Source organism: Vulgatibacter sp. (genome assembly GCF_041687135.1).
Classification (GTDB): Bacteria; Myxococcota; Myxococcia; order Myxococcales; family Vulgatibacteraceae; genus JAWLCN01.
In genome coordinates this window covers 117,103-143,702 of the sequence record NZ_JAWLCN010000002.1, presented here as the reverse complement: position 1 = coordinate 143,702, position 26,600 = coordinate 117,103, and the positions used below count along the sequence as shown (strand labels likewise).

10 protein-coding genes are annotated in these 26,600 nt (G+C 73.1%); 7 read left to right on the top strand and 3 right to left on the bottom strand.

What is annotated here, in order from left to right; translation table 11 throughout:
• Window positions 1–42 precede the first annotated feature (42 nt).
• The 6 genes from ACESMR_RS04500 (at window position 43) to ACESMR_RS04475 (ending at window position 22,662) form a co-directional block, all read left to right on the top strand.
• Window positions 43–15,714 carry a hypothetical protein gene (locus ACESMR_RS04500; protein ID WP_373045433.1) on the top strand — a complete coding sequence of 5,224 codons (15,672 nt, stop codon included), beginning with the start codon at window positions 43–45 and terminating at the stop codon, window positions 15,712–15,714.
• A 200-nt stretch (window positions 15,715–15,914) separates the two neighbouring features.
• Complete coding sequence (locus tag ACESMR_RS04495; RefSeq protein ID WP_373045431.1) at window positions 15,915–17,048, top strand: hypothetical protein; 1,134 nt, start codon at window positions 15,915–15,917, stop codon at window positions 17,046–17,048.
• 231 nt (window positions 17,049–17,279) lie between these two features.
• Window positions 17,280–19,241, top strand: a complete 1,962-nt coding sequence (locus ACESMR_RS04490) for a GYF domain-containing protein (protein WP_373045429.1) — start codon at window positions 17,280–17,282, stop codon at window positions 19,239–19,241.
• A gap of 536 nt (window positions 19,242–19,777) precedes the next feature.
• Window positions 19,778–20,695 (top strand): hypothetical protein, encoded by a 918-nt coding sequence (locus ACESMR_RS04485; protein WP_373045427.1) that lies wholly within the window; start codon window positions 19,778–19,780, stop codon window positions 20,693–20,695.
• A 303-nt stretch (window positions 20,696–20,998) separates the two neighbouring features.
• The gene (locus ACESMR_RS04480) at window positions 20,999–22,153 is read left to right on the top strand and encodes a TIGR04552 family protein (RefSeq protein ID WP_373045426.1); all 1,155 of its coding nucleotides are present in this window, start codon (window positions 20,999–21,001) and stop codon (window positions 22,151–22,153) included.
• Window positions 22,153–22,662 carry a GrpB family protein gene (locus ACESMR_RS04475; protein WP_373045424.1) on the top strand — a complete coding sequence of 170 codons (510 nt, stop codon included), beginning with the start codon at window positions 22,153–22,155 and terminating at the stop codon, window positions 22,660–22,662. The genes ACESMR_RS04480 and ACESMR_RS04475 overlap by 1 nt, the downstream gene beginning before the upstream one ends.
• A 73-nt stretch (window positions 22,663–22,735) precedes the next feature.
• Here ACESMR_RS04475 and ffh read toward each other — a convergent pair whose 3' ends face one another.
• The 3 genes from ffh to ACESMR_RS04460 all read right to left on the bottom strand — a co-directional run bounded on the left by ffh (window position 22,736) and on the right by ACESMR_RS04460 (window position 25,466).
• Window positions 22,736–24,397, bottom strand: coding sequence for a signal recognition particle protein (gene ffh, locus ACESMR_RS04470; protein WP_373045422.1), 1,662 nt, complete (start codon window positions 24,395–24,397; stop codon window positions 22,736–22,738).
• A gap of 99 nt (window positions 24,398–24,496) precedes the next feature.
• Complete coding sequence (locus ACESMR_RS04465; protein ID WP_373045420.1) at window positions 24,497–24,877, bottom strand: response regulator; 381 nt, start codon at window positions 24,875–24,877, stop codon at window positions 24,497–24,499.
• 19 nt (window positions 24,878–24,896) lie between these two features.
• Window positions 24,897–25,466 carry a TMEM165/GDT1 family protein gene (locus ACESMR_RS04460; protein ID WP_373045419.1) on the bottom strand — a complete coding sequence of 190 codons (570 nt, stop codon included), beginning with the start codon at window positions 25,464–25,466 and terminating at the stop codon, window positions 24,897–24,899.
• A 251-nt stretch (window positions 25,467–25,717) separates the two neighbouring features.
• Here ACESMR_RS04460 and ACESMR_RS04455 point away from each other — a divergent pair, with 251 nt between their 5' ends.
• A complete protein-coding gene (locus ACESMR_RS04455) occupies window positions 25,718–26,599 on the top strand; it encodes a DUF2911 domain-containing protein (protein WP_373045418.1) in 882 nt (293 codons plus the stop codon).
• Window position 26,600 lies beyond the last annotated feature (1 nt).

Sequence of the window (26,600 nt, the reverse complement as noted above, 5' to 3'; positions counted from 1 at the left end):
GCCGCTTGCTGCTGCCCGTGCGAGGGGTTGGGGTGCGCGTACATGGACCAGCGGATCCGCGGCTATCTCGAGCTCCTCGACGCCTCGCCCGAGGTGCCGCCGCTGGCTGAGGTCGAGCAGGCCCTCTCCGACGCCGGCGCCTGGGACGATCTGGTCCGGGTCTACGAGCACCACCTGCGCCGGCTCCCCGGCGACGCCAACCTGATCGCCCGCGGCGCCAGGGTCCTCGAGGAGAAGCTCGCCGATCTCCCCAGGGCGGAGCGCTGGCTGCGGCGCCTCCTCGAGGCGGAGCCCGGCGACGCGCGGACCCTCGACCGGCTGGTGCAGCTCTACCGCGAGCGCCGCGACGACCAGGCGCTCTGCGACCTTCTCGAGCGCGAAGCGGCGCGGGCGCCCACGCCGGAGATCGCGGCGGACGCCTACTTCACCCTGGGCGAGAGCCTCCTCGCCCTCGACCTGCCGATGCGGGCGATCGAGATGTGGCAGCGGGCCCTGCGCCTCGTGCCCACCCACCTGCGTTCCCTCGCCGCGAGCCGCGAGACCTACGTCGCGCTCTGCCGCTTCGAGGCGGCGCAGGCCGTGCTCGATCGTGAGGTCGCCGCGGCGCCGGACGACGCGGCGGGACACGCGGCGCGCTACGCGGAGCTCGGGCGCAAGGCCCTGGAGCAGCCCTACCGCCACGGTCTCGCCCGCTCCTGTGCCGAGGCGGCGCTGGCGCTCGATCCCGATTGCCTCGTGGCCCGCGTGCTCCTCGAGGCGATCCAGGCCCTCCGGGTCGGGTGGCGCGACCAGGTCCGGCACCTCAAGAGCAACGCCGTCGAGGAGCGGGACCGCAAGGCCGCCGCCCGCATGTACCTGCAGGTGGCGGCGCTCCACGCCGCCTTCGACGAAGCCGCTGATGCGGAGCTCCACGTCCGCGAGGCGCTCCGGCCCGTCTTCCTCCTCTGCCCGGCGATGCCCGAGGCCCTCGAATTCCTCGAGCGCCGCTACGCGGAGGCCGACGATTTCGAGGGGCTCGCGCAAGCCTGGGAGCGGCTGGTCGAGACCACCGCCGAGCGCGACGGGCAGGTGGAGCTCTTGCTGCGCCTCGCCAACCTCTACGAGGTGCGCTTCGGCGACGAGACCCGCGCCAGCGGCGCCCGCGCCCGTGCGGCGCAGCTCGATCCCGGCAAGACCGAAGCGGTGCTGCCGCTCCTCGAGCAGCTCCAGGAGGAGGGACGCTGCGCCGAGCTGGCGGATCTCCTCGAGCGCCACCTCGCCGCCTCGCCCGCTGCTGCACGGCAGCCCGAGCTGCGCGTGCTCCTCGCCGATCTCTACCTCGATCCGCTGGACAGGCCCGACCGCGCCCGGATCCACCTCGAGGAGGCGCTCACCCTCGATCCGGCCAACGAGCGGGCGGACGAGCTCCTCGAGCCGCTCCTCGCCGCATCGCCCGAGGCGCTGGCCTGGCGCCTCGAGCAGCGGGCGCAGCGGAGCGCCGATGCGGCGCAGCAGGTCGATCTGCTGGTCCGCGCCGCAGATCTGCGGCCTGCTGCCGCCGTCGAGCTTCTCGGCAGGGCCCTCCTCCTGGCGCCGGAGCGCACCGACGTGCTCGAGCGCCTCGAGGAGGCTGCAGCGGCGGCGCCGGAGACGCTCCTCCGCCTGCTCGTGCAGGCGGCGGAGGCCACGCGGCATGCGCCGGTTCGCGCCGCGCTTCTCGCCGGCGCGGCGCGCCTTCTCGAGTCGCAGCCTGGCAGGGCCAGCGACGCCGCCGCAGCCTGGCGCAGGGTGATCGAGGTGGAGCCCGCCCACGCGGAGGCTACGGCAGGGCTGCAGCGGATCCTCGAGGCGAGCACCGACGGCGAGGAACGGATCCGCGGTCTCGAGGAGCGCCTCGGCCGGAGCGACGACGAGACGGAAGGACACGAGATCCGCGCCAGGCTGGTGGAGCTCTACGAACACCGCGATCCCGCCAGGGCCGCGGAGCACCTCCAGGTTCTCGCCGAGGCGCGGCCCGACGATGCGGCGCTCCTGCGGCGGCTCGCAGCGGCCTTCGGCGCCGCGGAGCGCTGGCCCGAGCAGCGGGCGATCCTCGATCGCCTCGTGGAGCGGGGGGAGCGCGGGACGCTGGTCCAGCGCGCATCCCTGCTGGTCGAGCGGCTGGGCAGGGCGGAAGAGGGCGCGGCCGACTGGCTCGCGGCGCTCGAGCAGGGAGCGGACGAAGCGGAGGTGGTGCCGGCGCTCGAGCGCCTCCTCCACGGTGGCGTCGAGGTGGAGGCGATCGCCTCGGTGCTCGCGCCGCGCTTCGAGGCTGCCGCTGCCTGGACCCGCCTCGCGGCGCTGCACGAGGCCCGCCTCGCCGGCGCCCGCGATCCCGCCGTCCGCCACGACCTGCTCGTGGCGCTGGCCGCATTGCGCGAGGAGCGTCTCGCCGACTCGCGCGGCGCCTTCGTCGCCCTGGGGCGCGCGCTGGCAGAGCGGCCCGACGACCTCGGGCTCCTCGATCGGCTCGAGCCCCTCGCTGCCTCGCTGGGCGCTGGCGCGGAGCTGGCCAATTTCTGCCGCGACGCCTGGGATGCGGCGCCTGCACCGGAGGCCGCGGCGCTGGCGCGCCGGGTGGCGGAGCGGAGCGGCGACGAGGCGGTGGTGGTGGCTGCGTGGCGCAGGTTGCTCGCCCTCGACCCCGAGGACGACGGGGCGCTCGCGGCCCTCGCCGATCGGGCAGCCGCCGCCTGCCATTGGGCCGAGGCCGGCAGCCTCCTCGAGCGGCGCCTCGCCCTGGCGCCGCCCGAAAGTCGGCCCGCGCTGGAGAAGACCCGCGGCGACTGGCTCTCGCTGCAGGGCGCCCATGGCCACGCCGCCGAGGCCTACCGCGCCGCCCTCGACGCTGGCGCCGCCGAGGCGGAGGTGTTGCCGCTCCTCGCCGAGGCCCTTCGCGCCGCAGGCAGGCAGGACGACCTGGTCGAGGTGCTCGGCCGGCAGCTGGAGCTCGCCACCGCCGCCGGCGACGAGGCGGAGGTGGCGCGTCTCGGCCTGCGGCAGGCGCAGCTCCTCGCCACGCTGCAGCGCAAGAGCGAGGCCGCCACCCACTTCGCCGCGATCCTCGCCCGCGATCCCGACGACGCCGAGGCCCTGGCTTCGATGGAGTCGCTCCTCGACGATCCGGACACCGCCGTCGACGCCGCGCGGATCCTCGCGGGTCCGTACGAGACGCGCGGCAACTGGGCCGGCCTGCGCCGCGTCCTCGAGATCCGGATCGACGCATCCGCCGATCCCGCCTTCCGGGTCGCCGAGCTGCGCCGCCTCGCCGTCCTCGCGGGCCGGGAGCTGCGCGATCCGACGCTCGCTTTCGAGAGCCTCGCCCGCGCCTTCCGCGAGGCGCCTGCGGATGCGCTGCTCCGCTCCGAGCTCCGCGTCGCAGCGGGGCAGGCCGGCAGGCTGGAGGCGCTGGCAGTGGTGATGGCCGACGTCGCCACCCACCTCGGCGCCACAGGCGCCGTGCAGCAGGCCGTCGCCGTCGAGCGGGAGCTCGCCGAATTGCACGAGAAGCGGCTCGGCGATCCGCGTGCAGCTGCAGAGCGGCAGCGGCGGATCCTCGCCCTGCAGCCGCGCAGCGTCGAGGCCCTCCGCGCGCTCCACCGGCTCCAGCCGGGGGTCGCGGCCTGGGCGGAGCAATTCGACACCTGCCTCGAGCTGGCGCAGGTGACGGCCACGGAGCGGCAGCAGCTCTGGCGGGAGGCGACGGCGATCGCCACCGAACGCCTCGCCGATCCGGCCAGGGCCGCACGGGCGCTGCGCCTCCTGGCGGAAGCAGCGCCGGACGACCGTGCGGTCCATCTCGAGCTCGAGGCGATCGCCGCGTCGCAGGCGGCGTGGGACGACGTCGCCTGGGCGCTCGAGCGAATCGCCGCCGGCGACCGCGACGCGGCCTGCAGGCTCGCAAACGTCCGGCGCACGCACCTCGGGGACGAGGCCGGCGCGCTGCGGCTCTACCGCGCAGTGCTCGCGGCGGAGCCCGGCCACGACGCCGCGCGGGAGGCGCTCGGCGCCTGGGCGCTCGAAGCATCCGCTGCTGCCGACGCCCTCGACGAGGTCCTGGCTGCTGCCGGGGAGCACGAAGCCCGGGTCGAGCTCCGGGAGGCGCTCCTCGCACGTGCCACCGATCCGCAGGAGCGGCGGGAGCTCCACACCGCCACCGTCGATCTTCTCGAAGGTGCGCTGGGCAGCGCGGAGCGCGCCTTCGTGGCAGCGGCCCGCGCCTTCGGCGAGGCAGCGGTGGGCGAGGAGGTGCTCGAGCGGCTCGCCGCAGCCACCGGTTCCTTCGAGGAGCTGGTCGAGATCTACGAGGATGCGGCGGAGGCCCGGCCCGAGCTGCAGCGGCGCATCGCCGCGATCCGGGAGCGCGAGCTGCAGGACGCCGCCGGTGCCATCGAGGCCTGGAGCGCCGTGCTCGCCGCTGCGCCGCAGGACCGCGAAGCCCTCGAGGCGCTCTCCCGGCTCTTCACCGCGGCGGATCGCGCCGCGGAGCTGGTGGAGATCCTCCGCCGCCGCGCCGAGGAGGCGAGCGGCGCCGAGCGCCGCGATCTCCTCATGCAGGCAGCCGATACCTGCGCGCTGGCCCTCGACGATTTCGAGCGGGCGGTGCTCCTGAGCCGCGAGGCCCTCGCCATCGACGGCGGTCACGCGCCGGCCCTGGAGACGCTCGCGCTCTACCTGCGGGAAGAGGACGATGGGGCCGAGCTCGTCGCCGTCCTCGAGCGGCTCGCAGCTTTGCAGCCCGAGGGGAGCGAGACGCGGCTCGAGCACCGGCTCCGCCGTGCGGCGATCCTCGCCGGGCTGGGCGCCCACGACGAGGCACTCGCCGCCTGCGTGCAGGTGCTCGTGGAGCAGCCTGCGGAGGGCCGCGCCGTCGCCGCCGTGGAGGCGCTCCTCGCCGACGGGCTCGTCGGCGCCGCCGCGGTGCTCGAGCCGATCTACCGGGAGGCCGGGGACCGGGAGCGGCTCCTCGCCCTCCTCGAGCGGCGCCTCGCCGAGGCGGATGCCGCCGGGCGCGCGACGCTCCTCGCCGAGATGATGGAGCTGCGGCTCGAGAGCGGCGACGCCGAGGCCGCCTGGCCGCTGGCGCTCTCCCGCTTCGCCGCTGCGCCGGAGGACGACGGGGCGCTGCAGGCGCTCCTCGATCTGGGCGGGAGGACCGGCAACCACGAGGCGGTCGCCGACGCGATCGAGAACGTTCTCGTGGAGCGGCCCGGCGCCCGTGCGCTGCTGGTGCAGCTGGCGACGCTCCAGGAGGAGCGGCTGCTGCGCACCGAAGCGGCCCGGGCCACCTGGCAGCGGATCCTCGCCTTCGACTCCGCCGACGTGGAGGCGCTCCGCGCGGTGCGCCGCCTCGCGGAAACGGACGGCGCGCCGGCGCTCCAGCGCGAGGTGGCGCTGCGCCTTGCGGCGCTCCTGCCTGCCGAGGAGGCGGTGCTGGTCCGCGAGGCGGCATTCCTCGCAGCGACCCACCTCGAGGATCCCGCGCTCGCCATCGGCGATCTCCGGCGCCTCCTCGCGCTGGTCCCCGACGACGCCGAGGCCCGCGAGCGTCTCGAGAGCTTGCTCGCCGCCGCGTCCCGCTGGGACGAGGTGGCGGCGCTCCTCGCGGAGACGGCGGATCCCGCCGCCGCCCTGCGCCTCGCTGCGATCCGGCGCGTGCAGCTCGGCGACGAGGCAGGCGCCCTCGCGATCTACGAGGCCCATCTCGATCGGCCTGCGACACGGGAGGCCCTCGAGGCGTGGGCGCGGGCGGGCGGCGCCGGCGCCCGCGCTGCACTCGATCTCCTCGATCCCCTCCTCGCCGAGACGCCGGCGCTCCTCGTGGAGCTCCGGGAGGCGCTCCTCGCCACCACCAGCGATGCCGCGGCGCGCACCACGCTCCTCGACGAGCTCCGCGCGCTCCACGAGGCCGCCGAGCAGCCCGAACTCGCCTTCGTCGCCGCGTGCAGGCTCTTCGCCGAGGACCGCGCCGCTGCCACGACCCACGTCGAGCGTCTCGCCCGTGCCACCTGCGCCTTCGACGAGCTCGCGGAGATCTACGAGGAGGCGGCGGAGAGCGACGCTGCCGAGCGGCCGCGCTGGCTCGAGCTCGCCGCGCGGACCCACGAATCGGATCGCGGCGATGCGGACGCTGCGATCGGCTGCTGGCAGCAGCTCCTCGCCACCGGCGCTGCGGACGAGGTGGCCCTCGATGCGCTCGCGCGGCTGCATCGTGCCGCAGGCGATCGGGCGGAGCTGGTCGAGGCGCTCTGCCGCCGCGCCGCCCTCGCCGACGACGCGTCCGCCTACCGCCTCCTTCTCGAGGCGGCGGATGCGGCCGGCGATGCCGAGCGCGCCGTCGAGCTCTGGCGCGGCGCGCACCTGCGCCTGCCGGGAGGGCGCGAGGCGATCGAGGCGCTTCTCGATCACGTCGCCGACGCTTCCGAGCGCGTCGAGCTCCTGGGCGCCAGGCTCCGCCTCGACGACGACGCTGCCACCCGTGGTGAGCGCGCGCGGCTCCTTCTCGGCCTCGGTCGCCACGGCGATGCGCTCGTCGAGGTCGAGGCGATCCTCGCCGCGGAGCAGGGCGATGCAGCCACCGCCGACCTCCTGTCGCAGCTCCTCGCCAGGGAGTCGACCCGGGACGGCGCCGCGGTGCTCGCGGCGCCGCTCGCACGGCACCTGGAGGATCGCGCGCTCCTCGTCACCGCGCTCGAGACCCTGGCAGCTGCAGCGCCGAACCGCGCCGAGCTCCTCGCCGAGATCGCCGGCCTGCGCGCCGAGCTCGGTGAGCCGGCAGCTGCCTTCGCCGCAGCGCGCGAGGCCTTCGTCCTCACGCCGGACGAGGCGAATCGCGCCGCGCTGATCGCCCATGCGGCGGCGCTCGGCGCCTGGGAGGCGCTCGCCGAGACCTTCGAGACGGTCCTCGCCGCAGGCGGGCCGCCGGCGCTCCTTCGGGACGTCGCCACCCTCCACGAGGAGCAGCTGGGCCAGCCCGGCGCAGCGGCGGACGCGTGGGAGCAGGTGCTGCAGCTCGCGCCCAACGACACCGAGGCCCTCGCTGCGCTCCACCGGCTCCTCCGCAGCACCGGACGCTGGGAGCGGCTCCACGAGATCTGCCTCCACCGCGCGGCGCAGGAGGGGCTCGTCGGCTTCCTCCGCGAGGCGGCGGCGCTGGCGGAGCACGAGCTGGGCGACCAGGCCCTCGCCGCCGCCGATTGGCGGCTGGTGGTGGACCGCGCCCCTGCAGAGGCCGGCGCCTTCCGCGAGCTCGCCCGCCTCGCGGCGCTGCTCGAACGCCACGAGGAGGAGGCCCTCGCCCTCGAGGGGCTCTTCGCCGCGACGGAAGGTGAGGCGGCCATCGAAGCTGCACTGGCCCTTGCCTCCGTGCGTCGTTCCAGGCTCGGCGATGCTGCAGGGGCCCTCTTCGTCGCCCGGGAGATCCTCGTTGCGGCGCCTGGCCACGAGGCTACCCGCCGCTGGCTCGCGGGCTGGTCCCGCGAGGTGGCGCCGGGGGCCGCGGAGGCCTTCGCCCTGCTCGACGAGAGCCTGGAAGCTGCGGGCGACCACGCCGCCCGGATCGAGCTGCGCGAGGGGCGCCTCCCTGCTGCCGACGCGGCGGAGCGGGGCGATCGCCTCGGCGAGATCCGCGCGCTCCACGAGGAGGCGCTCGGCCAGCCCGCGCTCGCCTTCGTCGCAGCCTGCCGGGCCTTCGGCGAAGGCGACCGCACCGATGCGCTCCGTGCGCATCTCGAGCGCCTCGCGGGGGCGACCGGCTCCTGGGAGGAGCTGGTCGAGCTCTTCGAGGAGGCGGCCGCCGCGGAGGACGATCGCGCCCTGCTCCGTGCAGCGGCGCGGATCCGCGAGACGCGACTGGAAGATGCTGCGACGGCTTCGGCCCACTGGCGGGCATTGCTCGAGGTCGGCGCCGACGCCGAGGCCTACGCCGCGCTGGAGCGGATCCATGCAGCGGCGGAGAGCTGGCACGAGCTGGTGGCGCTGCTGCGCCGCAGGGCGCAGGCCGGCGTGAACGAGGGGGATCCCCGGGCTGCCCTCGCACAGGCCGCGCGCACCGCTGCGGGGCCCCTGCAGGACGCGACCCTCGCGGCCCTCTGCTGGCGGGAGGTACTCACCCTCGACGGCGGCGACGTGGAGGCGCTCCGCGCATTGGTCGACCTCCTCGATCCGGTTGCGGATCGGGCCGAGCTCCTCGACCTGCTCGCAGCGCTGGCAGAGCGCATCCCCGCTGCGGAGGAGGAGGGCGCCGCCCTCCGTGCCCGGCGGGCCTTGCTCCTCGAGTCTGCAGGCGACGAGCTCGCTGCCGTCGAGGCGTGGAACGAGATCGCAGCGCTGCAGCCCGCGGCGATCGGTGCGCTGGAGCGCTTGCTCGAGGTGCCCGCCTCCGCCGCCGCAGCCGGTGCGATCCTCGCGCCGATCTACGAGGCGCAAGGCGCTGCGGAGAAGCTCGTCCACGTCCATGACGTGCTGCTCATCGGCGCCGCCGGCGAGGAGCGGCGCACGCACCTCGACGCGATCGCAGCCCTGCGCGAGGAGCTCGGGCAGCAGGAGGCGGCCTTCGTCGCGACGCTGGCCCGCTTCGCCGAGGACCCTGCCGATGCGGCGGTGCGCGACCGGCTGTTGCGTCTCGCCGAGGCCACCTTCGCGTGGGAGGAGCTCGCCGGTGCCTTCGAGGACGCCCTGGCCATCCTCGCACCGGACGACGAGGCGGCGCTCGCCCTGCGGGCGCTGCTGGCGCCGCTCTATGGCGAGCGCCTCGGCAGGCCCGACGCCGCTGCGTCGGCCTGGGAGCACCTCGCCGCTGCCCGGCCCGCGGATCCCGCCCCGCTCGCAGCCCTCGAATCGATCTACCGGGGTCGCGGCCTGCACCGCGAGCTCGCCACCGTTCTCCGCCGACAGGCGGCCCACGCAGAAGCGCCCGCGCGGCGCAAGGACCTCCTCTTCGAGATGGCATCTCTGCTGGAAGATCAGATCGGCGACCGTGAGGCCGCCATGTCCGCCTACCGGGAAATCCTCGCCATCGACGAGGCGGATCCCGAGGCCTTCACCATGCTCTCGCGGCTCCTCGGCGAGTCCGGCTCCTGGAAGGATCTCGCCTCCCTCCTCGAGCGCCAGGTGATCGTCGCCGCAGGCAACGGCATGGATCACGAGGCGCGGGAGATGCGCTTCCGCCTCGGCAGGATCCTGCAGCAGCAGACCGGCGAGGTGAACCGGGCGGTGGAGCTCTACCGCGCCGTCCTCGGCGAACAGCCGCGCCACCCCGCCACCCTCTCTGCCCTCGAGGATCTCGCCCGCGTGCAGGAGCCGGGGCGCCGTGCCCTCGCCGCCGAGGTCCTCGCGCCGATCTACGCCGAGGAGCGGGATTGGCAGCGCCACGTGCAGATGCTCGATGCCCTCGCCGCTGCGGCGATCGAGCCCGCCGCCCGTGCCGAGCTCCACCGCGCCGCCGCGTCGGTCTACGAGCGCGAGCTCGAGGCGCCGGAGATGGCCTTCCTCGCAGCGGGCCGCGCCCTCGAGGCCGACCCCGACGCGACGGAGAACCTCGCGCTCTGCATGCGGATCGCGGAGGCCTCCGGCGACGTCGCCGAGGAGCTCGCGGCGCTGCTCTCCAACGCCGCCGAGTCCGCCCGCACCGACGAGGGGAGGGCGGCCGCGCTCCGGGCCGCAGCGCGCCTCCTCGATCGCGAAGGAGATCTCGACGGCGCCCGCGAGGCGTGGGCGAAGCTGCGTGCTGCTGCCCCCGACGACGAGGAGGCCCTCGGGGCCCTCGCCCACCTGCACGGCAGGAGCGGCGACGTCGAGGCGCAGCTCGAGGCCCTCCGCTCGCTCCTCGCCCGCGAGGAGGAGAACGGGCGCCGGCGCGATCTCCTCTTCGAGATCGCGGTGGTGCAGGAGGAGCGCAAGCGCGACCTCGCCGGCGCGGTGACCTCGCTGCGCCGCCTCCTCGAGATCGTGCCCCTCGACCCGGAGGCGCTGCAGCGCCTCGACGTGCTCTGCGTGCAGCAGGAGCGCTGGATCGATCTGGCCGACGTCCTCGCCCGCGAGGAACAGGCAGCCGCCCTCCGCGGCGACGGGGCCGCCCGCGTCGAGTTCCTCTTCCGCCTCGCCACCCTCCGCGAGGCCAGGCTCCTCGATCGCGACGGCGCCCTGGCGCTCCACAAGCAGATCCTCGAGCTCGCCCCCGACCACGAGCCGACGCTGGCGCGGCTGCGGGCGCTCCTCGCCGAGGCGCCCAATGACCTCGAGCTGATCGAAATCCTCGAGAACGCCCACCGCGCCACCGGCGACGCGGCGCCCCTCGCCGAGATGCTCGAGGCCCGTGCGGACGCCACGCCCGATCCGGAGGCGATGCGGACCGTGCTGGTCGAGCTCGCGGAGGTCCGATCGGCGCGGCAGGGCCGCCACGACCTCGCCTTCCTCGCCTTCACCCGGGCGTTCCGGCTGCTTCCCTCCGATCGCGCGATCTGGCAGCGCCTCTGGCAGGAGGCCCACGCGTGCGAAGCGGCGGAGGAGTGGCTCGCCCTCCAGGAGGAGGCGGCTGCGTCCCTCGAGGGTGAGGACCTCCCGGCCCTCGCCCTCCACGTGGCGCCGCTCTGCGAGCGGCCCATCGGCGACGACGAGGCTGCTGCACGCTGGTACCAGCGCGCGTTCCCGGCGCCCGAGGCCCTGGTCGCCCTCGAGCGGCTCCACCGCACCGCGGAGCGTTGGCCCACGCTGGCGGACGTCCTCGATGCCCTCGCCCAGCGGGAGAGCGATCCGCGCGAGAAGGTGAACCTCCTCTTCCGCCTCGGCCGCCTCGTCGAGGAGCGCCTCGATGCGCCGGGCCGCGCGATTGCGGCCTACCGGCAGCTCCTCGAGGTCGACCCCCGCCACCTGCCGGCGCTCCGCGCCCTCGAGCCGCTCCACGAGGCTGCAGGTGATGCGCAGGCGCTCTACGACGTCCTCCTCGCGCAGCGCGAGGCGACGCCGGAGGGCAGCGCCTGGCAGCGCCTCGCCCTTCGCCTCGCCGAGGTCGCGGACGGGGGCCTCGGCGACGCTGAACGTGCAGCGTCCCACTTCCGCGAGGTGCTCGAGCGCAACCCGCGCCACGACAACGCTCACCGGGGCCTGGAGGCGCTCCTCGAGCGCGAGAGCCGGTGGAACGACCTCTCCGCGCTCCTCCAGTCGCGGCTGCAGAGCACCGTCGACCCCCGCGAGATCGCGCAGCTCAACGAGCGCCTCGGCAGGCTCCAGGCCGAACACCTCGAAGATGCCGAGGCAGCGGCGCGTAGCTTCCAGGCGGTGCTCGAGCGCGATCCCCGCAACCGGCGGGCCCTGGAGGCGCTCCGGGCGATCCACGCCGCCAACGGCGACGGCGAGTCCCTTGCCGCGGTGCTCCGTCGGCTCGTGCCGTTGCAGGACGACGCGAGCGGCGTGAAGGGCGTGCGCCTCGAACTCGCCGAGACCCTGGCTTCCCTCGGTCGCCGCGAAGAGGCGATCGAGAACGGCAAGCGCGTCCTCGACCTCGATCCGCACGACCTCCTCCAGCTCCAGCGGGTCGAGCTCCTCTTCCGCGACCTCTCGGCGTGGCCGGAGGTGATCCGGAGCATGGAGCTGCAGGCGCCGCTGCTCGCGGACGATTCCGAAGCGGTCGTCGACGTGTGGCGCAGCGTGGCCCGCCTCTGGGAGGAGCAGCTCCACCGCCGCGAGGGCGCCGCAGCGGCGCTGGAGCGGATCCTCGACGAGCGCCTCGACGACGAGGCCTTCGACAAGCTCCGCTCGATCTACCGTTCGGTGGCGGACTGGCGCCGCTACGCGCAGGTCACCGAGCGCTTCGCCGCCGGCACCGCCGATCTGGCGCGCAAGGTCGCGCTGCTCTGCGAGCTGGGCGAGGTCCACGAGAGCCGCCTCGGCCAGCGCGAGCTCGCCTTCGCCAAGCTCGGCGCCGCCGTCGAGTTGCAGCCCGGGGAGGAGAAGCTGCGGCGCAAGCTCGCGGAACTCGCGGAGGAAGGCGGGCTCCACGAAGAGCTCGCCCTCGTCTACGAGAGCGTGATCGACGCCTGGGAGGACGATCCCGTCGCCCCCACGCTCCTCCTCGAGCTGGGCAGGCTGCAGGACGAGAAGCTCGACGACGCCGAAGCCTCGGAAGCGAGCCTGCGCCGGATCCTCGCCATCGACGCGGTCCACCCACAGGCCCTCGAGGCGCTGGCGGCGCTCTTCGCCCGCCGCGGCGAGGATCGCTCGCTGGTCCTCGTGCTCGAGCAGCAGCTCGAGGCCTCGGTGGAGCTCGATGCGCGGCGTGACCTCCTCCAGCGGATCGCCCGCGTCCAGGAGGAGCGCCTCGGCGATCGGGACGAGGCGTCGCGATCGCTCGAGCGGGCCCTCGAACTCGATCCGGCGGAGGCGTCGACCCGCGAGGCCCTGGTCGATCTCTACCAGCGCGCCGGCCGCCTCCGGGACGTGGCTTCGCTCCTCGCCCGCTCCCGCGATCTGGTCCTCGACGCGGCGGAGCGTTACACGCTGCAGGAGCGGCTCGCCACGCTGTTCGAGAACGAACTGCGGGACGACGAGGCGGCCATCTCCGCCTGGTCCCTCGCCCATGAGCTCGGCGCCGATCGGCTCGCGCCGCTCGACGCCCTCGAGCGGCTCTACACGCGGCACGATCGCTTCGCCGATCTGCTCCGGGTCTACGATCGCAAGATCGCCCTGGTCGACGGCGACGAGGAGCGTTGCCGCTTCCACCTCAAGGCGGCGAGCATCCAGGAGGAGAAGCTCTCCAACCTCCACGAGGCGATCGCCTGCCTCGAAGGCGCCCTCGGCAGCGTGCCGACCCACCGGGTCGTTCTTCGCGAGCTGGGCAGGCTGCTCCGCGCCGCAGGCGATTTCGAGCGCCTCGTCGCCGTCACCGAGCAGCACCTCGCTGCCCTCGCCACCGATCCGGCGGCGACGCCCGAGCGGGTCGATCTGCTGGTGAAGCTCGGCGACCTCCGCTTCCGCGAGCTGCAGCAGGCGGACCTGGCGGAGGAGGCATGGCGCGGCGCCCTCGCGCTCGATCCCGCTGCGCGGGAGCCGCTCGCGGCGCTGGGCAAGCACTACGAGCGGACGGGCCGCTGGGACGAGGCCCTCGAGATGCTGCGCCGCGAGGCGGAGCTGCTCGGGCGCACCCCCGAGGCACGGGCGCTCCACGTGCGGATCGGACGGATCCACGCGGAGCAGCGCGGCGACGCCGATGCGGCGGAGGCTGCGTATCGCACCGCGCTGGCCATCGACGCAGGCTACGTCCCTGCGTTGCAGGCGATCCGCGCGGTGCACGCGTCCCGTGGCGAGAAGGCGGCCTTCCTCGAGGCGCTGACCCTGGAGGCGATCCACACCGAGGCAGCGGGCGAGAAGACCCGCCTCTGGAACGAGGTCGGCGCCTTCCAGCTCGAGCACGAGGAGGAGGGGGCCGCCATTGCCGCCTTCGAGGAGGCCCGCCGCTACACCCCCGACGATCTCGACGCGGCGCTGGCGCTCTCCGACCGCTACTTCGCCCGGGAGGCGTGGGCCAGGGCCGAGGTCGTCCTCGACGTGGTCTGCGCCCGCCTCTCGCCCCACGGCGGGGCGGATGCGCTCCGCAACTGGGCCCACAAGCTCTACCGCCTGGGCGCCGTCTGCGAGCGGCTCGAGAAGACCGCGAAGGCGCTCCAGGCCTACGGCCGCGCCTGGGAGAGCGATCCCACCCAGCTCGCCGCTGGCGAGGGGCTCGCCCGCCTGCTCGTGCGGACCGGCGACGACGCGCAGGCGCTGCGGGTCTACCAGGCGATCCTCATCCACCACCGGGACGAGCTCAGCGATCCCGAGGTGGTCGAGCTCCACTTCGCCCTCGGCGAGATCCGCCGCCGCCTCGGCGAGACCGAGGCGGCGCTCAAGAGTTTCCGCTCGGCGCTGGAGCTCGATTCCTGGCACGTCGAGTCGCACCGGGCGGTGATCGCGCTGGCGGAGGCCACCGGCGATCTCGCCCTGGCCATCGAGCACAGGCAGCGGCTCGGCGAGATCCTCGAGGGTGACGAGAAGCACGCGCTCCTCCTCGAGACGGCGGCGCTCGCCGCCGGCAGGCTCGACGATCCCTGGCAGGCCATCGACGCCTACGTGGCGGCGCTGCGCCTGCGGCCCGACGACGTCGACGCCTCGGAGAAGCTCCTCGACCTCTACCGCCAGACGAAGCAGGGGGCGAAGGCCGTCGATCTGCTCGACCGCCTCCTCGCCCACCCGGCGGTGCAGGCCGATCCGGCCCGGCGCATCCGCTGCCACCTGCGCCTCGGCGATCACTTCCGCCTCGAGGCGGCGAGCGATCCCGCGGCGCTGCCGAAGGCGGTGGCCCATTACGACGCGGCCCTCGACCTCGACTGGCGGCAGACCGCTGCCTTCCAGGCGATCGAGGCGCTTCTCGGCGAGCGCGGCGAGTGGCGCCTCCTCGAGGCCAACTACGTGCGCATGCTGCAGCGCCTGCCCCGCGAGGAGGCGAGCAAGCCGGTGCGCATCCTGCTCTACCGGACGCTCGCCGACCTCTACCGCAACGCCCTCGGCGACGCGGCCGCTGCGGCGGAGGCCTACAAGGCGGTCACGCTCCTCGCGCCGGAGGACGGCGACGCCGCCTTCCAGTGGGCGGAGCTGGCAACCCAGAAGCCCGGCGGCGAGCTCGAGGCGATCGGCGCCTGGCGCAAGGCGATCGCGGTGGTGCCCGACGTGGTCGGCGCCGCCCGCAACCTCGAGCGCCTCCACGCGAAGCGCCGGACCTACGACGCTGCCTTCGTGGCGGCCTCGGTGGTGGCGGACCTCTACGCCGCGGGCACCTCCGACGAGGCGGGGATCCTCGACAAGCTCCGCCCCTTCACGAAGACCCAGGCGAGCGGCGTCCTCACCGATCGCCACTGGACCGAGATCGCCCACGAGGGCGCGCGTGGTCCGGTCGCCCAGATCTTCGCGATCCTCCACGCGCAGGCAGGCTCGCTCCTCGCGGCGGACCACGGCGCGGTGCCGCTGCAGGGGCGCGAGCTCCGCATCGATCGCAAGCGCGACCGGGTCGACCTCGGCGGCATGCTCTACCTGGTCGGTGCCTACAACCGGGCGGCGGCGACCCTCGGGCTCGAGGCGCCGGAGCTCTACAAGGTGGCTGGCGTAGCGGGGCTCCATCTCGCCAACACGTGGCCCGCCTGCATCGTCGCCGGCGAGGAGATGTTCACGGAGCAGGGATCGCGGCGGCAGCTCGCCTTCGTCCTCGGCCGCAACCTCGCCTTCACCCGCCACGAGATCGCGCTGGCTTGCTTCCATGCCGAGCCCCAGCTCGAGATCCTGCTCCAGGCGGCGGTCCTCCTCGGCGAGCCGCGCTTCAAGCGCACCGCCGACGAGGCCCAGGTGGAGAAGACCCGCAAGAAGCTGGCGAAGGTGCTGACGCCCCCGGCGGTGGAGGCCCTCAAGAAGATCGCCTACGGCTACGCCCGGGATCGGAGCCGGCAGTCGGTCCGCGACTGGCTCGAGGCGGCGGAGTTCACCGCGAACCGGGTGGGCACGCTCCTCTGCGGCGATCTCGCCGTGGCCCGGCACCAGCTCGCAGCGGAGCAGGGCGGCGTGGCGGAGCTTCCCCTCGACGCGCGGCTCCGCGACGTGGCGGCCTTCGCTCTCTCCGAGGGCTTCGGCGACCTGCGCAAGGCCCTCGGCCTCGCGGTGACGATCCCCGGCTGACACCGATCGTCTCAGGTGGCCCCGAGGCCCCGGTCCGCATCGCGGGCCGGGGCCTTTTGCGTACCCGGGGCCCGCAGGCCAAAGCCGCGGAATCACGCGGCGGCGCTGCGGTACGGCGCTCGCTTCTCCCGCCCTCGTACACCGGCCGGGCATCAGGCCCGGCTGCGAGCGGCGGCGGAGGCCGCCGGGGAGCAAAACGCATGCGTCTCGTCTCGATGGTGGCAGTGGTGGTGCTCTCGTCCCAGCTCATCGCCTGCGGCGGCGAGCCGATCCCGGAGGAGGAGGCGGGCGGCGCGCCCAAGCAGGAGGGCAGCGGCGGCTCCGGCGCGAGCGGCGGCACGGGCGGCACGGGCGGCAGCGGCGGCACCGGTGGGACCGGTGGGACTGGTGGCAGTGGCGGCAGCGGCACCGGCCAGGTGGTCTCGGGCCTCGAGCTCTTCGACGTCCTCGGCGAGGGCGACGTGCTGGTGGTGCGGGGCAGGGGGCTCGCCGATGCAACCGCCGTCCTGGAACAGGGTGGGGTGCAGCACGAGCTCGAGGTCCTCGCCGCCACCGATCACGAGCTTCGCCTCGCCCTTCCGTCCGTGGCCCTTCCCGGCACCGCCTCGCTGCTCGTCCGCGCCGGCGGTGGCTCCGCCCGGCGCGAGGTGGTCCTCCTCCGTGGCGCCAGGGGCGAGGTGGGCCTGCAGGGCCCCGCCGGTCCCCAGGGCGAAAAGGGCGACACCGGAGCGGAAGGCCCGCAGGGACCGCAGGGGGCGATGGGCCCGCAAGGGCCCCAGGGCGAGAGGGGCCCGCAGGGGATGCAGGGGCCGCAGGGCAATCGCGGCGCCGTCGGCGCGCAGGGGCCCGCAGGCCCCACCGGACCGACGGGGCCCCGTGGTTCCATGGGGATGCGGGGACCCCAGGGGGCGCAGGGTGACGACGGCGTTCTCGGCGTCGATCTCCTCAGCGCCGGCTCGACCACCAGCAACAGCAGCTATTCCATCTCGAACTCGTCGTGGCGGCGGCTGGGCACCGCGCGGACGGTCACCGTGGCAGCGAACAACACCACCCTCATCCTTCTGGCCGATGTGGGCGAGGCGTCGGGGAGCAGTTATCTGGGCACCGTCGACCTGGAATTCGGCATCGAGTACGACGGTGCGCTCATCCAGCAGAGCCGGTATTTCGTCCTTCCCGCCGACGGCTCGCGGCGGAACTTCTTCCTCACCCAGGCCGCCAACGCCGGCAACCACACGGTCCAGCTCGTCGTCCGCTGCAAGAGCGCCTACGCCTGCCCGAACATCCATCTCCCGCTGGTGGCGCAGCGGCTCCTGGTTCTCCAGGTGAACGACTGAGGTCTTCCAGGCGAGCCAGAGGCATGAAAATCCAAAAGATCCGAGCCGGCGCTGCGGGCGATCCGCACCGCCGGCTTCGCCGTTCACCCACATTGCAGCTGCCGGACCCCAGCGGAATCCTTGACCCCCACACGAACCCCTAGCTAAGCTAACCGGCCTTACCGTGGGACTTTTTTCCGTGGCCGGTCGCTCCGAAGGGACCGCCCCGGCACCACGAAATCGGGGCACAGGATGAAGTTCGCCTGCGAGAGTTGCCGGGCGCAGTACATGATCTCCGACGAGAAGGTCGGACCCCGGGGCGTGAAGGTCCGGTGCAAGAAGTGCAGCCACGTGAACGTGGTGAAGCGGCAGGCGCCCGCCGTCGACCCCGACGTGGTCGTGGCGCCGCCTCCCGCGGCGCCGCCCAGCGGCAACCTCGAGGACGAGATCGGCGCCGCCTTCGACCACATGGTCGACGGCACCGCCCCGGCACCGGCGCCTGCTGCGCCGCCAGCCGAGGCACCGGCGGGCTTCCCCGCCGGCGACGATTTCGGCTTCGACGCGCCTTCCGAGATCGAGCGCACCCGCATCGTCGAGATGCCCGAGATGCAGCGGGTCTTCGAGGAGAAGGAGCGGGCGCCAGCCGCCGAGGTCCCCGCACCGGCAGCGCCCGCCGCCGCCGCCGAGTGGTACGTCGCCATCGACGAGGAGCAGGTCGGCCCCCTCACCATCGACGGAGTCCGGAGCCGCTGGGATGCCGGCGCGATCGGTCCCGACACCCTCTGCTGGCGCACCGGCATGGCGGATTGGACGGCCCTCGCCCAGATCCCCGAGCTGGCCGATTGCCTCGCGCCCAGGCCCGCGCCTGCAGCAGAGGCCGGCGGCAATTGGCTCGAGTCGGCGATGAAGCCCCAGGAGCAGCCTGCAGCAGCGCCGGCGTGGAAGCCCACTGCCGCCAGCGCGCTGGCCTCCCTCGTCGAGCAGGAGATGGCAGCGAGCCGCGAGGCGCCGGTGCCCGAGGCGACGCTCGAACGCGACATCCCCCAGGGGCTCGAGTCGACCGGCATCCGCAGCCTGCTCCGCGATCTGCCCACTGCCGCGGCGCCTGCACCCGAGCAGTCGCGGCTCCTGCCCCTGGGCTCGAGCGCGACGCCTGCCTCCGTCCCGGTGCCTGCGCCGATCATCGCCCCCCAGCACCGCGAAGAGCCGAGCGCAGCCGCAGCGGCGCCCGCCGCCGCGACGCAGGCTGGAGCACCGGCATCCGCTGCCGCCGCGCCAGCGAAGAAGGGCGGAGCGGGCAAGTGGATCGCTGCAGCAGCCGTGCTGGCCATCGTGGCAGGCGGCGCCTTCTTCGCCCGCGACCTCGTCGCGCCGGCTGCGGCCCCGGTCGCTGCTGCGCCGGCACCCGCTCCGGCACCCGCTGCCGTTCCCGCTCCCGCTCCCGCGCCGGCTCCCGAAGCTGCCGTCGCAGCGGCGGTGCCAGCAGCTCCGGCCGACGGAACCGGGGCCCCGCCCGCTCCTGCTGCGGATGCTGCCGCCGGAGCGCCTGCGGCGGCCGAGGCCGCAGCAGAGGCTGCAGGAGCAGTCGCCGCCGGTGGCGAGGCCGCGCCCGGGACGATGGCAGCCACGACCGCAGGCCTGCAGGAGGCACCTGCGGAAGCAGCGGTGGAAGCGGAACCGGCGAAGCCCGAGCCGACGCCGGCGAAGGTGGTCCGGCCCCAGCGGAAGCGCCAGGCGGTCGCTGCGGCGAAGCGTCGTCCCGAGCCCGCGCCGGCACCCGCGTCCGGCGGGGGCGATCTCCTCGACGCAGCGGGCAGCAACAGCTCGATCGACGCGCTCTTCGCGCGCGAGTTCACGAAGAAGCCGAAGGCACAGCCGAAGTCGAGCGGCGGCACCTACATCCCTCCCGCCCCTGGCAGCGGCGGCAAGCCCCATTCCTTGAGCCAGGGCGACATCGCCGGCGTGGTGGTGGGCCACAAGGGTGCGCTCAAGACCTGCGTGACCAACTACAAGAGCAAGAACGGCGGCAGCGCCGGCACGGTGGTGATGCGCTGGACGATCCAGCAGAACGGCCGCACCAGCGGCGTGAAGCCGGTGAAGGGCGCCGAGCACAAGGAGCTCGCCTCCTGCATCGGGGGCCTCGTGAAGGGGTGGAAATTTCCCGCCTACAGCGGCCCGCAGATGGCGCCGATCGACTTCCCGTTCCAGTTCTGATCCGGGCCAATCTCACCCGGGCGCCCTCCGACGGGCGGAATCGGCCGGCTGCAGCGCGCGACGAGCGCTGCGGGCCGGCCGTTTCGCGTTCCTCCGCTCCCACCACGACGCCCTGACAGGGATGTCGCTTCGGGCGGCACCTGCTCGCCTTGCAGCCCGGCCAACCCCGCGAAATCAGGCGCGGCCGCCCTGCGGCATGCTCCCTGCTGAATAGCTGCGGCGGCGGCGGCGTCGGTCTGGCTGCGTGCACTGCTGATAAGGGCCGGTGCGGCGGCGGGGCAGATTTTTTGTCCCTGGCGGCGACCGCGTGTTATGCAGCCGCTTTAACAATTTCGACGTACTTCGAGACCGCTGGCCTCCCCCGGCAGCGGTAGCGGTGGGCAGGACCGACGGAAAATTCCTGCTCCGCGGGGATGCACAACCGCACCAGCGTGTGCACCTCCGCCCAATCGAAAAGGGGTGGGAGCACCCCGGTTGCCTTTCCGGCAGGCAGTGGCCTGCCGAACCGAGAAGTCGAACAACGACAGGAGGACGGCATGAACTGGAAGTGGCTGATGATCTGCACCGGCGTAACCTTCGCCGCTTCCGCGGGCCTGGCGGCCTGTGGCGACGATGAGGACGCACCCTGTGAGACGGATGGCGACTGCGCCGAGAACGAGTTCTGCATCGGGCCCGCCGTGGGCGCGCTCGAGTGCGAGCAGCTCTGCGAGAGCAGCGACGAGTGCAACCGTGAAGGCGAGGAGTGCATCCAGGTCGAGGACATCTCGCGTGGCGGCGTGACCGTCTGCGAGCCGGCCCAGCTCCAGGAGGAGTGCACCACCGACACCGACTGCACCGAGGAAGGCGCCGTCTGCGTCGAGGGTGGCTGCATCGTCCCCGACGAGTGCACCGCCGACACCGACTGCGAGACCGGTGAGGTCTGCGAGGGCGGCACCTGCGTGCCCGAGGCCACCACCAACGAGTGCGAGACCACCGCGGACTGCATCGACCAGACCGCCTACTGCGCCGAGGTCGGCGCCGGTTCTTCCTGCCTCGACGTCTCCTGCGGCGCGGACCTGAACAGCTGCAGCCGCTGCACCCTCGGGCCCAACAACGGTGACCGCGACGCCGACGGCCCGGTGATCTTCTTCCCCGAGCAGGTGGGCACCTGCACCCAGGATGCGAGCCAGTGCCTCCCCGGCGCCGCTCCCTGGGTCTGCACCTTCTCCTTCCTCGGCTTCGACGACAACCTGCCGACGAGCGACCTCAACAACCGGATCCGCGTGATCAGCAGCGCGGGCCGCGAGCTCACCGTCTTCGGCACCGGCTTCTCGGCGGCGGGCAACAACACCGAGTACCGCTTCCGCGCCTGCTTCCCCGAGACCTCGAGCGGCAACATCGGCACCGCCGTGGTGCTCCGCGACTCGGCGAACGACGCGTCGAACAGCCTCTGCGTCGACGGCACCCTGCAGTAAGCCCCGCTCGCAGCCCACCGCCCGCCTGCGGGCGGTGAAAACGGGCCCCCCGGACCATCCGGTGGGGCCCGTCGCCTTTGCAGGGGCAGGCCCCTGCCTGTCCGTCCGAAGAGCACAGGTGCAGGCGGGAAGATTTCCGAGCGGTCGGCTGTCTTTCCTGCCCGCAGCCACCAGCACGCGTTCCGGGCCCGACACCGATGGGGGCTCGACCGCCTGCGCCTTGACCCGGCCTCGGGCGAGCCTTTAGGGTCCGCGCCGAATGCCAGCACGGGCCCGGAAGCCACGGGCCGCCAGCGGGGGAAGATGGCGATCGACATCCACCGGATTCATGCCAGCATGCAGGAGCTGCTCCCGGTGGAGCGCTTCGGCCTCCGCGAGCTCGAGGAGATCCGGCTCGTCCTCCGCGGCGGTTCGGTGATCGACTGGCGCCGCCTCAACTTCCGCGACCGCGACGAGGTGGACGCCTTCCTGCGCCTGGCGCAGCTCCACTCCGACCGCCCCGCCGACGCGGCGCGGATGCGCGAGATCCTCGACGAGGCGGTGGCCTACCTCCGTTCGCAGTTCCGCTACAAGGTGGCGGACGCCGTGGCCGATCCGAAGGAGGTGCACGACCTCTTCCTGATGGCCTCCGACGTCGGCGAGCACCGGCGCCACCGGCGGATCGCCTGCATCGCCCTCAAGGTGATGCACACGATCTTCCACACCGACGCCCGTGAGCTCCTCTTCCGAACGCCGATCAGCGAGCTGGACTTCGCCGCCCTCGTCGACATGCGGGTGCGCCAGTGCTCCGAGGAGCTGCTCGCCATGGGCGCGCCCGTCCTCGAGTTCGTGGGCAGCGTGAAGAGCCGGGAGTCGATGATCACCAAGCTCCTCGCCAAGCGCGAGAGCGTGGCGGCGCAGATCTTCGACAAGGTGCGCTACCGGATCGTCACCGAGCGCTACGAGGACATCCTCCCCGTCCTCCACTACCTCACCACCCACCTCTTCCCCTTCGCCTTCACCGTGCCGGCGCAGACCCAGAACACGCTCTTTCCCTTCCGCCAGCTGGTGGAGTCGACGCCGCACCTTTCCACCTTCCTGCCGAAGCTCCAGATCGATCCCCACCTCGAGGAGTGGGATCAGGAGGAGCGGCGCAAGGGGCGGGGAATGGTGAACGAGTTCTCCGGCGCCACCTACCGCGTGCTCAACTTCGTCGCCGACGTGCCGGTGCGGCTCGACGAGTACCTCACCGTGCTCGAGGCGCAGCGCCCCACCACCGGGCCGCAGATCGCCTTCGCGCCGGTGGAGTTCCAGCTGATGGACCAGGAGACCGCCCGGCAGAACGAGCTGGGCGAGAACTCCCACGAGCGCTACAAGCGCCGGCAGCGGGTGAAGGTGCTGCGCCGCCTCTCGCGTGGCCTCGTCGTCCCGAAGCGGGCCCTCGAAGCAGCCAACGAGATCCCCGAAGAGAAGGCCTGATGCTCGGTCGCACCGTCCAGCTCGTCCCCGCCGATCCCACCTGGCCCGCTGCCTTCGCCCGCGAAGCGGCGCGCCTGCGCGAGGCTGCCGGCGACACGCCGGTCGTGATCGAGCACATCGGCTCCACCGCGGTGCCGCGGCTCCTCGCCAAGCCGACCGTCGACGTGCTCGTGGGCGTGCCCACCCTCGCCGACGCCGACGCGCTGGTGCCGAAGCTGCAGGCGCTGGGCTACGACTACGTGCAGGCCTTCGAGGCGCAGCTGCCCCGGCGCCGCTTCCTCCGCACGCCTTCTGGGACCTTCCACCTCCACGTGGTGGAGCGGGGCGGGGCCTTCTGGTACGAGCACCTCGCCTTCCGGGACTGGCTCCGCAGCCACGCCGACGACGCCCGCCGCTACGGCTTCCTCAAGCAGCAGCTGGCGCAGCGCTACACGAACGACCGCGAGGCCTACACGGACGGCAAGGCGCCCTTCGTCGCCGAAATCCTCCGCCAGGCCCGCGGCGCCTGACCGACCGCTCCGCAGGAACGAAGAAGGCCGGCACCGGGCCGGCCTCTTCATGAAAAGCAGGGGGGAAGGGCGCCTACTTCTTCTTGCCCTTCTTGCGGTTGGCCTTCTTCGCCTGCCGCTCGCGCTTGCGCTTCTCCTGGAGCTTCTTCTTCTCCGCGTCGCTCATGAAGGCGGGCGCACCGCCGCTGCCGGGGAGCGCATACCCCATCGCCCGGGCGCGGGCCCGCGCGGCGGCGTCCATCGGCGGCATGTAGCCGGGCGGCAGGCCGAGGGCCCGCGGATCCTGCTGCATCATCGCGGCGGCAGCCTCCTGGATCCCGCCGGCGCCACCTGCGCCGCCGAAGACCGAGGAGAGGTCCATGCCCTTCATCTGGCGGAGCTGGGCCATCTGCTTGAAGCCGGGCAGCTTGCCGAGGAGCCCCGACGCGCCGCCGATCTGCTTCATCACGCCGCGCATCGCCTCGTACTTCTGCAGCAGCTCCTGCACGTCCTTCTTCGGATGGCCCGAGCCCTTCGCCACGCGGTTGATCCGGGAGTCGTTGAAGATCTGCGGCGTCTTCCGCTCGTCGGGGGTCATCGAGGAGACCATCGCCTCGATCTTCACCAGCTCCTTCTCGTCGAAGTTGATCCCCTCCGGCAGCTCGCCGAACATCGGGAACTTCTCGAGGAGCTCCTGGAGCGGGCCCATCTTCCGCACGGTGCGGATCTGGTCGACGAAGTCCTGCAGGGTGAAGTTGCCCTGGAGGATCTTCTGCGCGTCCTCCTCGGCCTTCTGCTGATCGACGACCTTCTCGAAGTCCTGCATCAGGCCGACGATGTCGCCGAAGCCGAGGATGCGGCTCGCCAGGCCCTCGGGCCGGAACTCCTCGAGGCGGTCGAGGGACTCGCCCATGCCGAGGAATTTGATCGGCTTGCCGGTGACCTGCTTGATCGAGAGCGCCGCGCCGCCGCGGGCGTCGCCGTCCAGCTTGGTGAGGATGAAGCCGTCGATGGTGAGGCGCCGGTCGAACTCGGCGGCGGTCTTCACCGCGTCCTGGCCGATCATCGCGTCGGCGACGAGGAGGATGTTCTCGGGCTGGGTGCCCGCCTTGATCTCCTCGAGCTCGGCCATCATCTGCTCGTCGATGGCGAGGCGGCCCGCGGTGTCGAGGATGACGACGTCGTTGCCCTGGGCGCGCGCCACCTCGAAGGCCTTGCGGCACATCTCCGGCGGCTTCACCGCCGGGTCGTGGAAGACGGGCACGCCGAGGCGCTCGCCGAGCACCTTGAGCTGATCGACCGCGGCGGGACGGTAGACGTCCGCAGCCACCAGCAGCGGCTTCTTGCCTTCCTTGAGGAGCTTGTTGGCGATCTTGCCGGCGGTGGTGGTCTTACCCGAGCCCTGCAGACCGACCATCATGATGCCGGTGGGCCCCTTCGCCTTGAACTGCAGCGAGGTGTCCACCGGGCCCATCAGGGCCTCGAGCTCGTCGTGGCAGATCTTGATGAAGTGGTCGGCGGGCGTGGCGCGCAGCTCGCCCTTCTTCGTCTCGACCCGGGTCTCGACCACCTCGCCGATCGCCTTCTCGCGGACGGAGGCGACGAACTGCTTGACCACGCCGAACTCGACGTCGGCCTCGAGGAGCGCCACCCGGATGTCGCGGAGCGCCTCGTCGACCACCTGCGGGGTGATCTCGGCCTTGCCGCGCAGGCGGTTCTTGGCTGCCTTGAAGCCCTTGGAAACTGCGTCGAGCATCGGGGGCCCTCTCACGTGGGGGAATGGACGATATCCCTGCAGAAACGCGGGTCCTTACCACGCGCATTCCGCCCCGACAACGGCGCAGTCCCCGCTCTCCTACCGGGCGAGCAGGGCCTCGAGGTCCTCGAAGCGCACCGGCTTGGTGAGGTGCTCGTCGAAGCCGGCTGCGACCGCCTTCTCCTTGTCCTCGGGCCTGCCGTAGCCGGAGAGGGCGACGAGCACGGTGGATCGGAGGTCGGCATTGGCGCGGAGCGCAGCGGCCACCTCGAAGCCGTCCATCCCCGGCAGGCCGATGTCGCAGATCACGAGGTCGGGGCGGTGGCGCCTGGCGGCGTCGAGGCCCTCGGGGCCGCTGCCGGCGAGGATCGGCTCGTGCCCCTCCAACTCGAGCAGGTCGGCAAGGGTGGTGGCGATGTCCTCGTTGTCCTCGATCACGAGGATCCGCCGGCTCGCGCCCTGGGTGCTGGTGCCGTCCATCGAAACGCCTCTCTCCCCGTCAAAACCAACCGATCGCGTGGCCGATCGAGATCAGGCCGAGCACGACGAATATGGCTGCTGCCACAGTGCGAACCACGCCCAGCGGGATCTTCTTCGCCGCCACCTCGCCGAGGAGCACCGCGGGCACGTTGGCGATCATCATTCCCAGCGTCGTGCCCAGGGTGACGAGGAGGAGGTCGTCGAAGCGGGCGCCGAGCGCGATGGTGGCCAGCTGGGTCTTGTCGCCCATCTCGAGGAGGAAGAAGGCGAGGGTGGTGGCGACGAAGGGGCCGTACCCGGAGGCCGCCGCAGTGGGCTCCTCCTCCTTGTCGGGGACGAGGGCCCAGATCGCCATGGCGAGGAAGGAGAGGCCGAGGATCCAGGCCATCACCTGCTCGTTCAGCCAGCCGGAGACCAGGGTCCCGACGAAGGCGGCGCCGGCGTGGTTGGCGAGGGTGGCGACGAGGATGCCGAGGATGATCGGGAGGGGCTTGCGGAATTTGGCCGCGAGGAGGAGCGCGAGGAGCTGGGTCTTGTCGCCGATCTCGGCGATCGCGACCACGGCGGTGGAAACGAGGAGGGGCTCCATGGCGTGGCGCCTACCGCGGGGCTTCCGGGCGTGCAAGGGACTTGTCGAGACCCCGTCCTCGCGCCGCCGCCATCCGATGTGAAAGACTCCCGGCCCCGCGCACTTCTGGTGCGCGATGCGGCGCACGGGAATAAGCTCCAGCTTCAATCGTTCGACGCCGAAACGAAAGGCTCGGCCCTCCGACAGGAGGGCGACCGACCGGGCGCGCCCGAGGGGGCCGCGCTCCTTCCCATCGCTCGAGGAGAAACTCGATGTTCCAGGTTCCGTTCCGCCACGTCGGTTCCCGCATCGCCGCGGTTGCCTTCCTTGCCGCAGCAGCCGTCTCGCTCCCCACCGCGCCCGCAGAGGCGCAGGGCGTCGAGCTGCCGCAGCCGAGCCCGAAGGCCCGGGTGGAGCAGCAGGTCGGCGTGACCCAGTTCGTCGTCGACTACGCGAGCCCGGGCGTGAAGGGCCGCAAGATCTGGGGCGAGCTCGTCCCCTTCGGCCAGGTCTGGCGGACCGGCGCCAACGGCGCCACCAACCTCACCGCCAGCCGGGACTTCACCTTCGGCGGCAAGAAGGTTCCCGCCGGCACCTACTCGCTCTTCACCATCCCCGGCGAGAAGAGCTGGACCGTGGTGCTCAACTCCAATCCCAAGACCTGGGGCGCGTACGGCTACGACGAGAAGCTCGACGTCGCCCGCGTCGAGGTGCAGCCGGCCGCAGCGGCAAGCCCCCGCGAGCGCCTCACCTTCCTCTTCAGCGACACCACCGACCACGGCACCCGCCTCGACATCGAGTGGGAGAAGCTCCGGGTGAGCGTGCCGGTGGGCGTCGACACCGACACCCACGTCGCCGCCAACATCGAGGGCGCCGTCCGCGAGGCCTGGCGCCCGCACTTCGATTCGGCCCGCTGGCTCCTCGAGCACGACGGCGACCTCAAGAAGGCCGCCCAGTTCATCGACACCTCGATCGCGATCCAGCCCACCTGGTGGAACCACTGGGTCAAGGCGCAGATCCAGGCCAAGGGCGGCAAGCGCTCCGACGCGGTGAAGACCGCGAAGGCGGCGCAGAAGCTCGGCAAGGGCGACCGCGTCTACGAGGGCTTCTTCGTGAAGCAGGTCTCCGCCGCCATCGCCGACTGGCAGAAGTAGG

What these genes read in the sequence shown, in the direction of transcription:
- ACESMR_RS04500 (WP_373045433.1), top strand. Translation starts at nt 43, where the DNA reads ATGGACCAGCGGATCCGCGGCTATCTCGAGCTCCTCGACGCCTCGCCC.
- ACESMR_RS04495 (WP_373045431.1), top strand. Translation starts at nt 15,915, where the DNA reads ATGCGTCTCGTCTCGATGGTGGCAGTGGTGGTGCTCTCGTCCCAGCTC.
- ACESMR_RS04490 (WP_373045429.1), top strand. Translation starts at nt 17,280, where the DNA reads ATGAAGTTCGCCTGCGAGAGTTGCCGGGCGCAGTACATGATCTCCGAC.
- ACESMR_RS04485 (WP_373045427.1), top strand. Translation starts at nt 19,778, where the DNA reads ATGAACTGGAAGTGGCTGATGATCTGCACCGGCGTAACCTTCGCCGCT.
- ACESMR_RS04480 (WP_373045426.1), top strand. Translation starts at nt 20,999, where the DNA reads ATGGCGATCGACATCCACCGGATTCATGCCAGCATGCAGGAGCTGCTC.
- ACESMR_RS04475 (WP_373045424.1), top strand. Translation starts at nt 22,153, where the DNA reads ATGCTCGGTCGCACCGTCCAGCTCGTCCCCGCCGATCCCACCTGGCCC.
- ffh (WP_373045422.1), bottom strand. Translation starts at nt 24,397, where the DNA reads ATGCTCGACGCAGTTTCCAAGGGCTTCAAGGCAGCCAAGAACCGCCTG.
- ACESMR_RS04465 (WP_373045420.1), bottom strand. Translation starts at nt 24,877, where the DNA reads ATGGACGGCACCAGCACCCAGGGCGCGAGCCGGCGGATCCTCGTGATC.
- ACESMR_RS04460 (WP_373045419.1), bottom strand. Translation starts at nt 25,466, where the DNA reads ATGGAGCCCCTCCTCGTTTCCACCGCCGTGGTCGCGATCGCCGAGATC.
- ACESMR_RS04455 (WP_373045418.1), top strand. Translation starts at nt 25,718, where the DNA reads ATGTTCCAGGTTCCGTTCCGCCACGTCGGTTCCCGCATCGCCGCGGTT.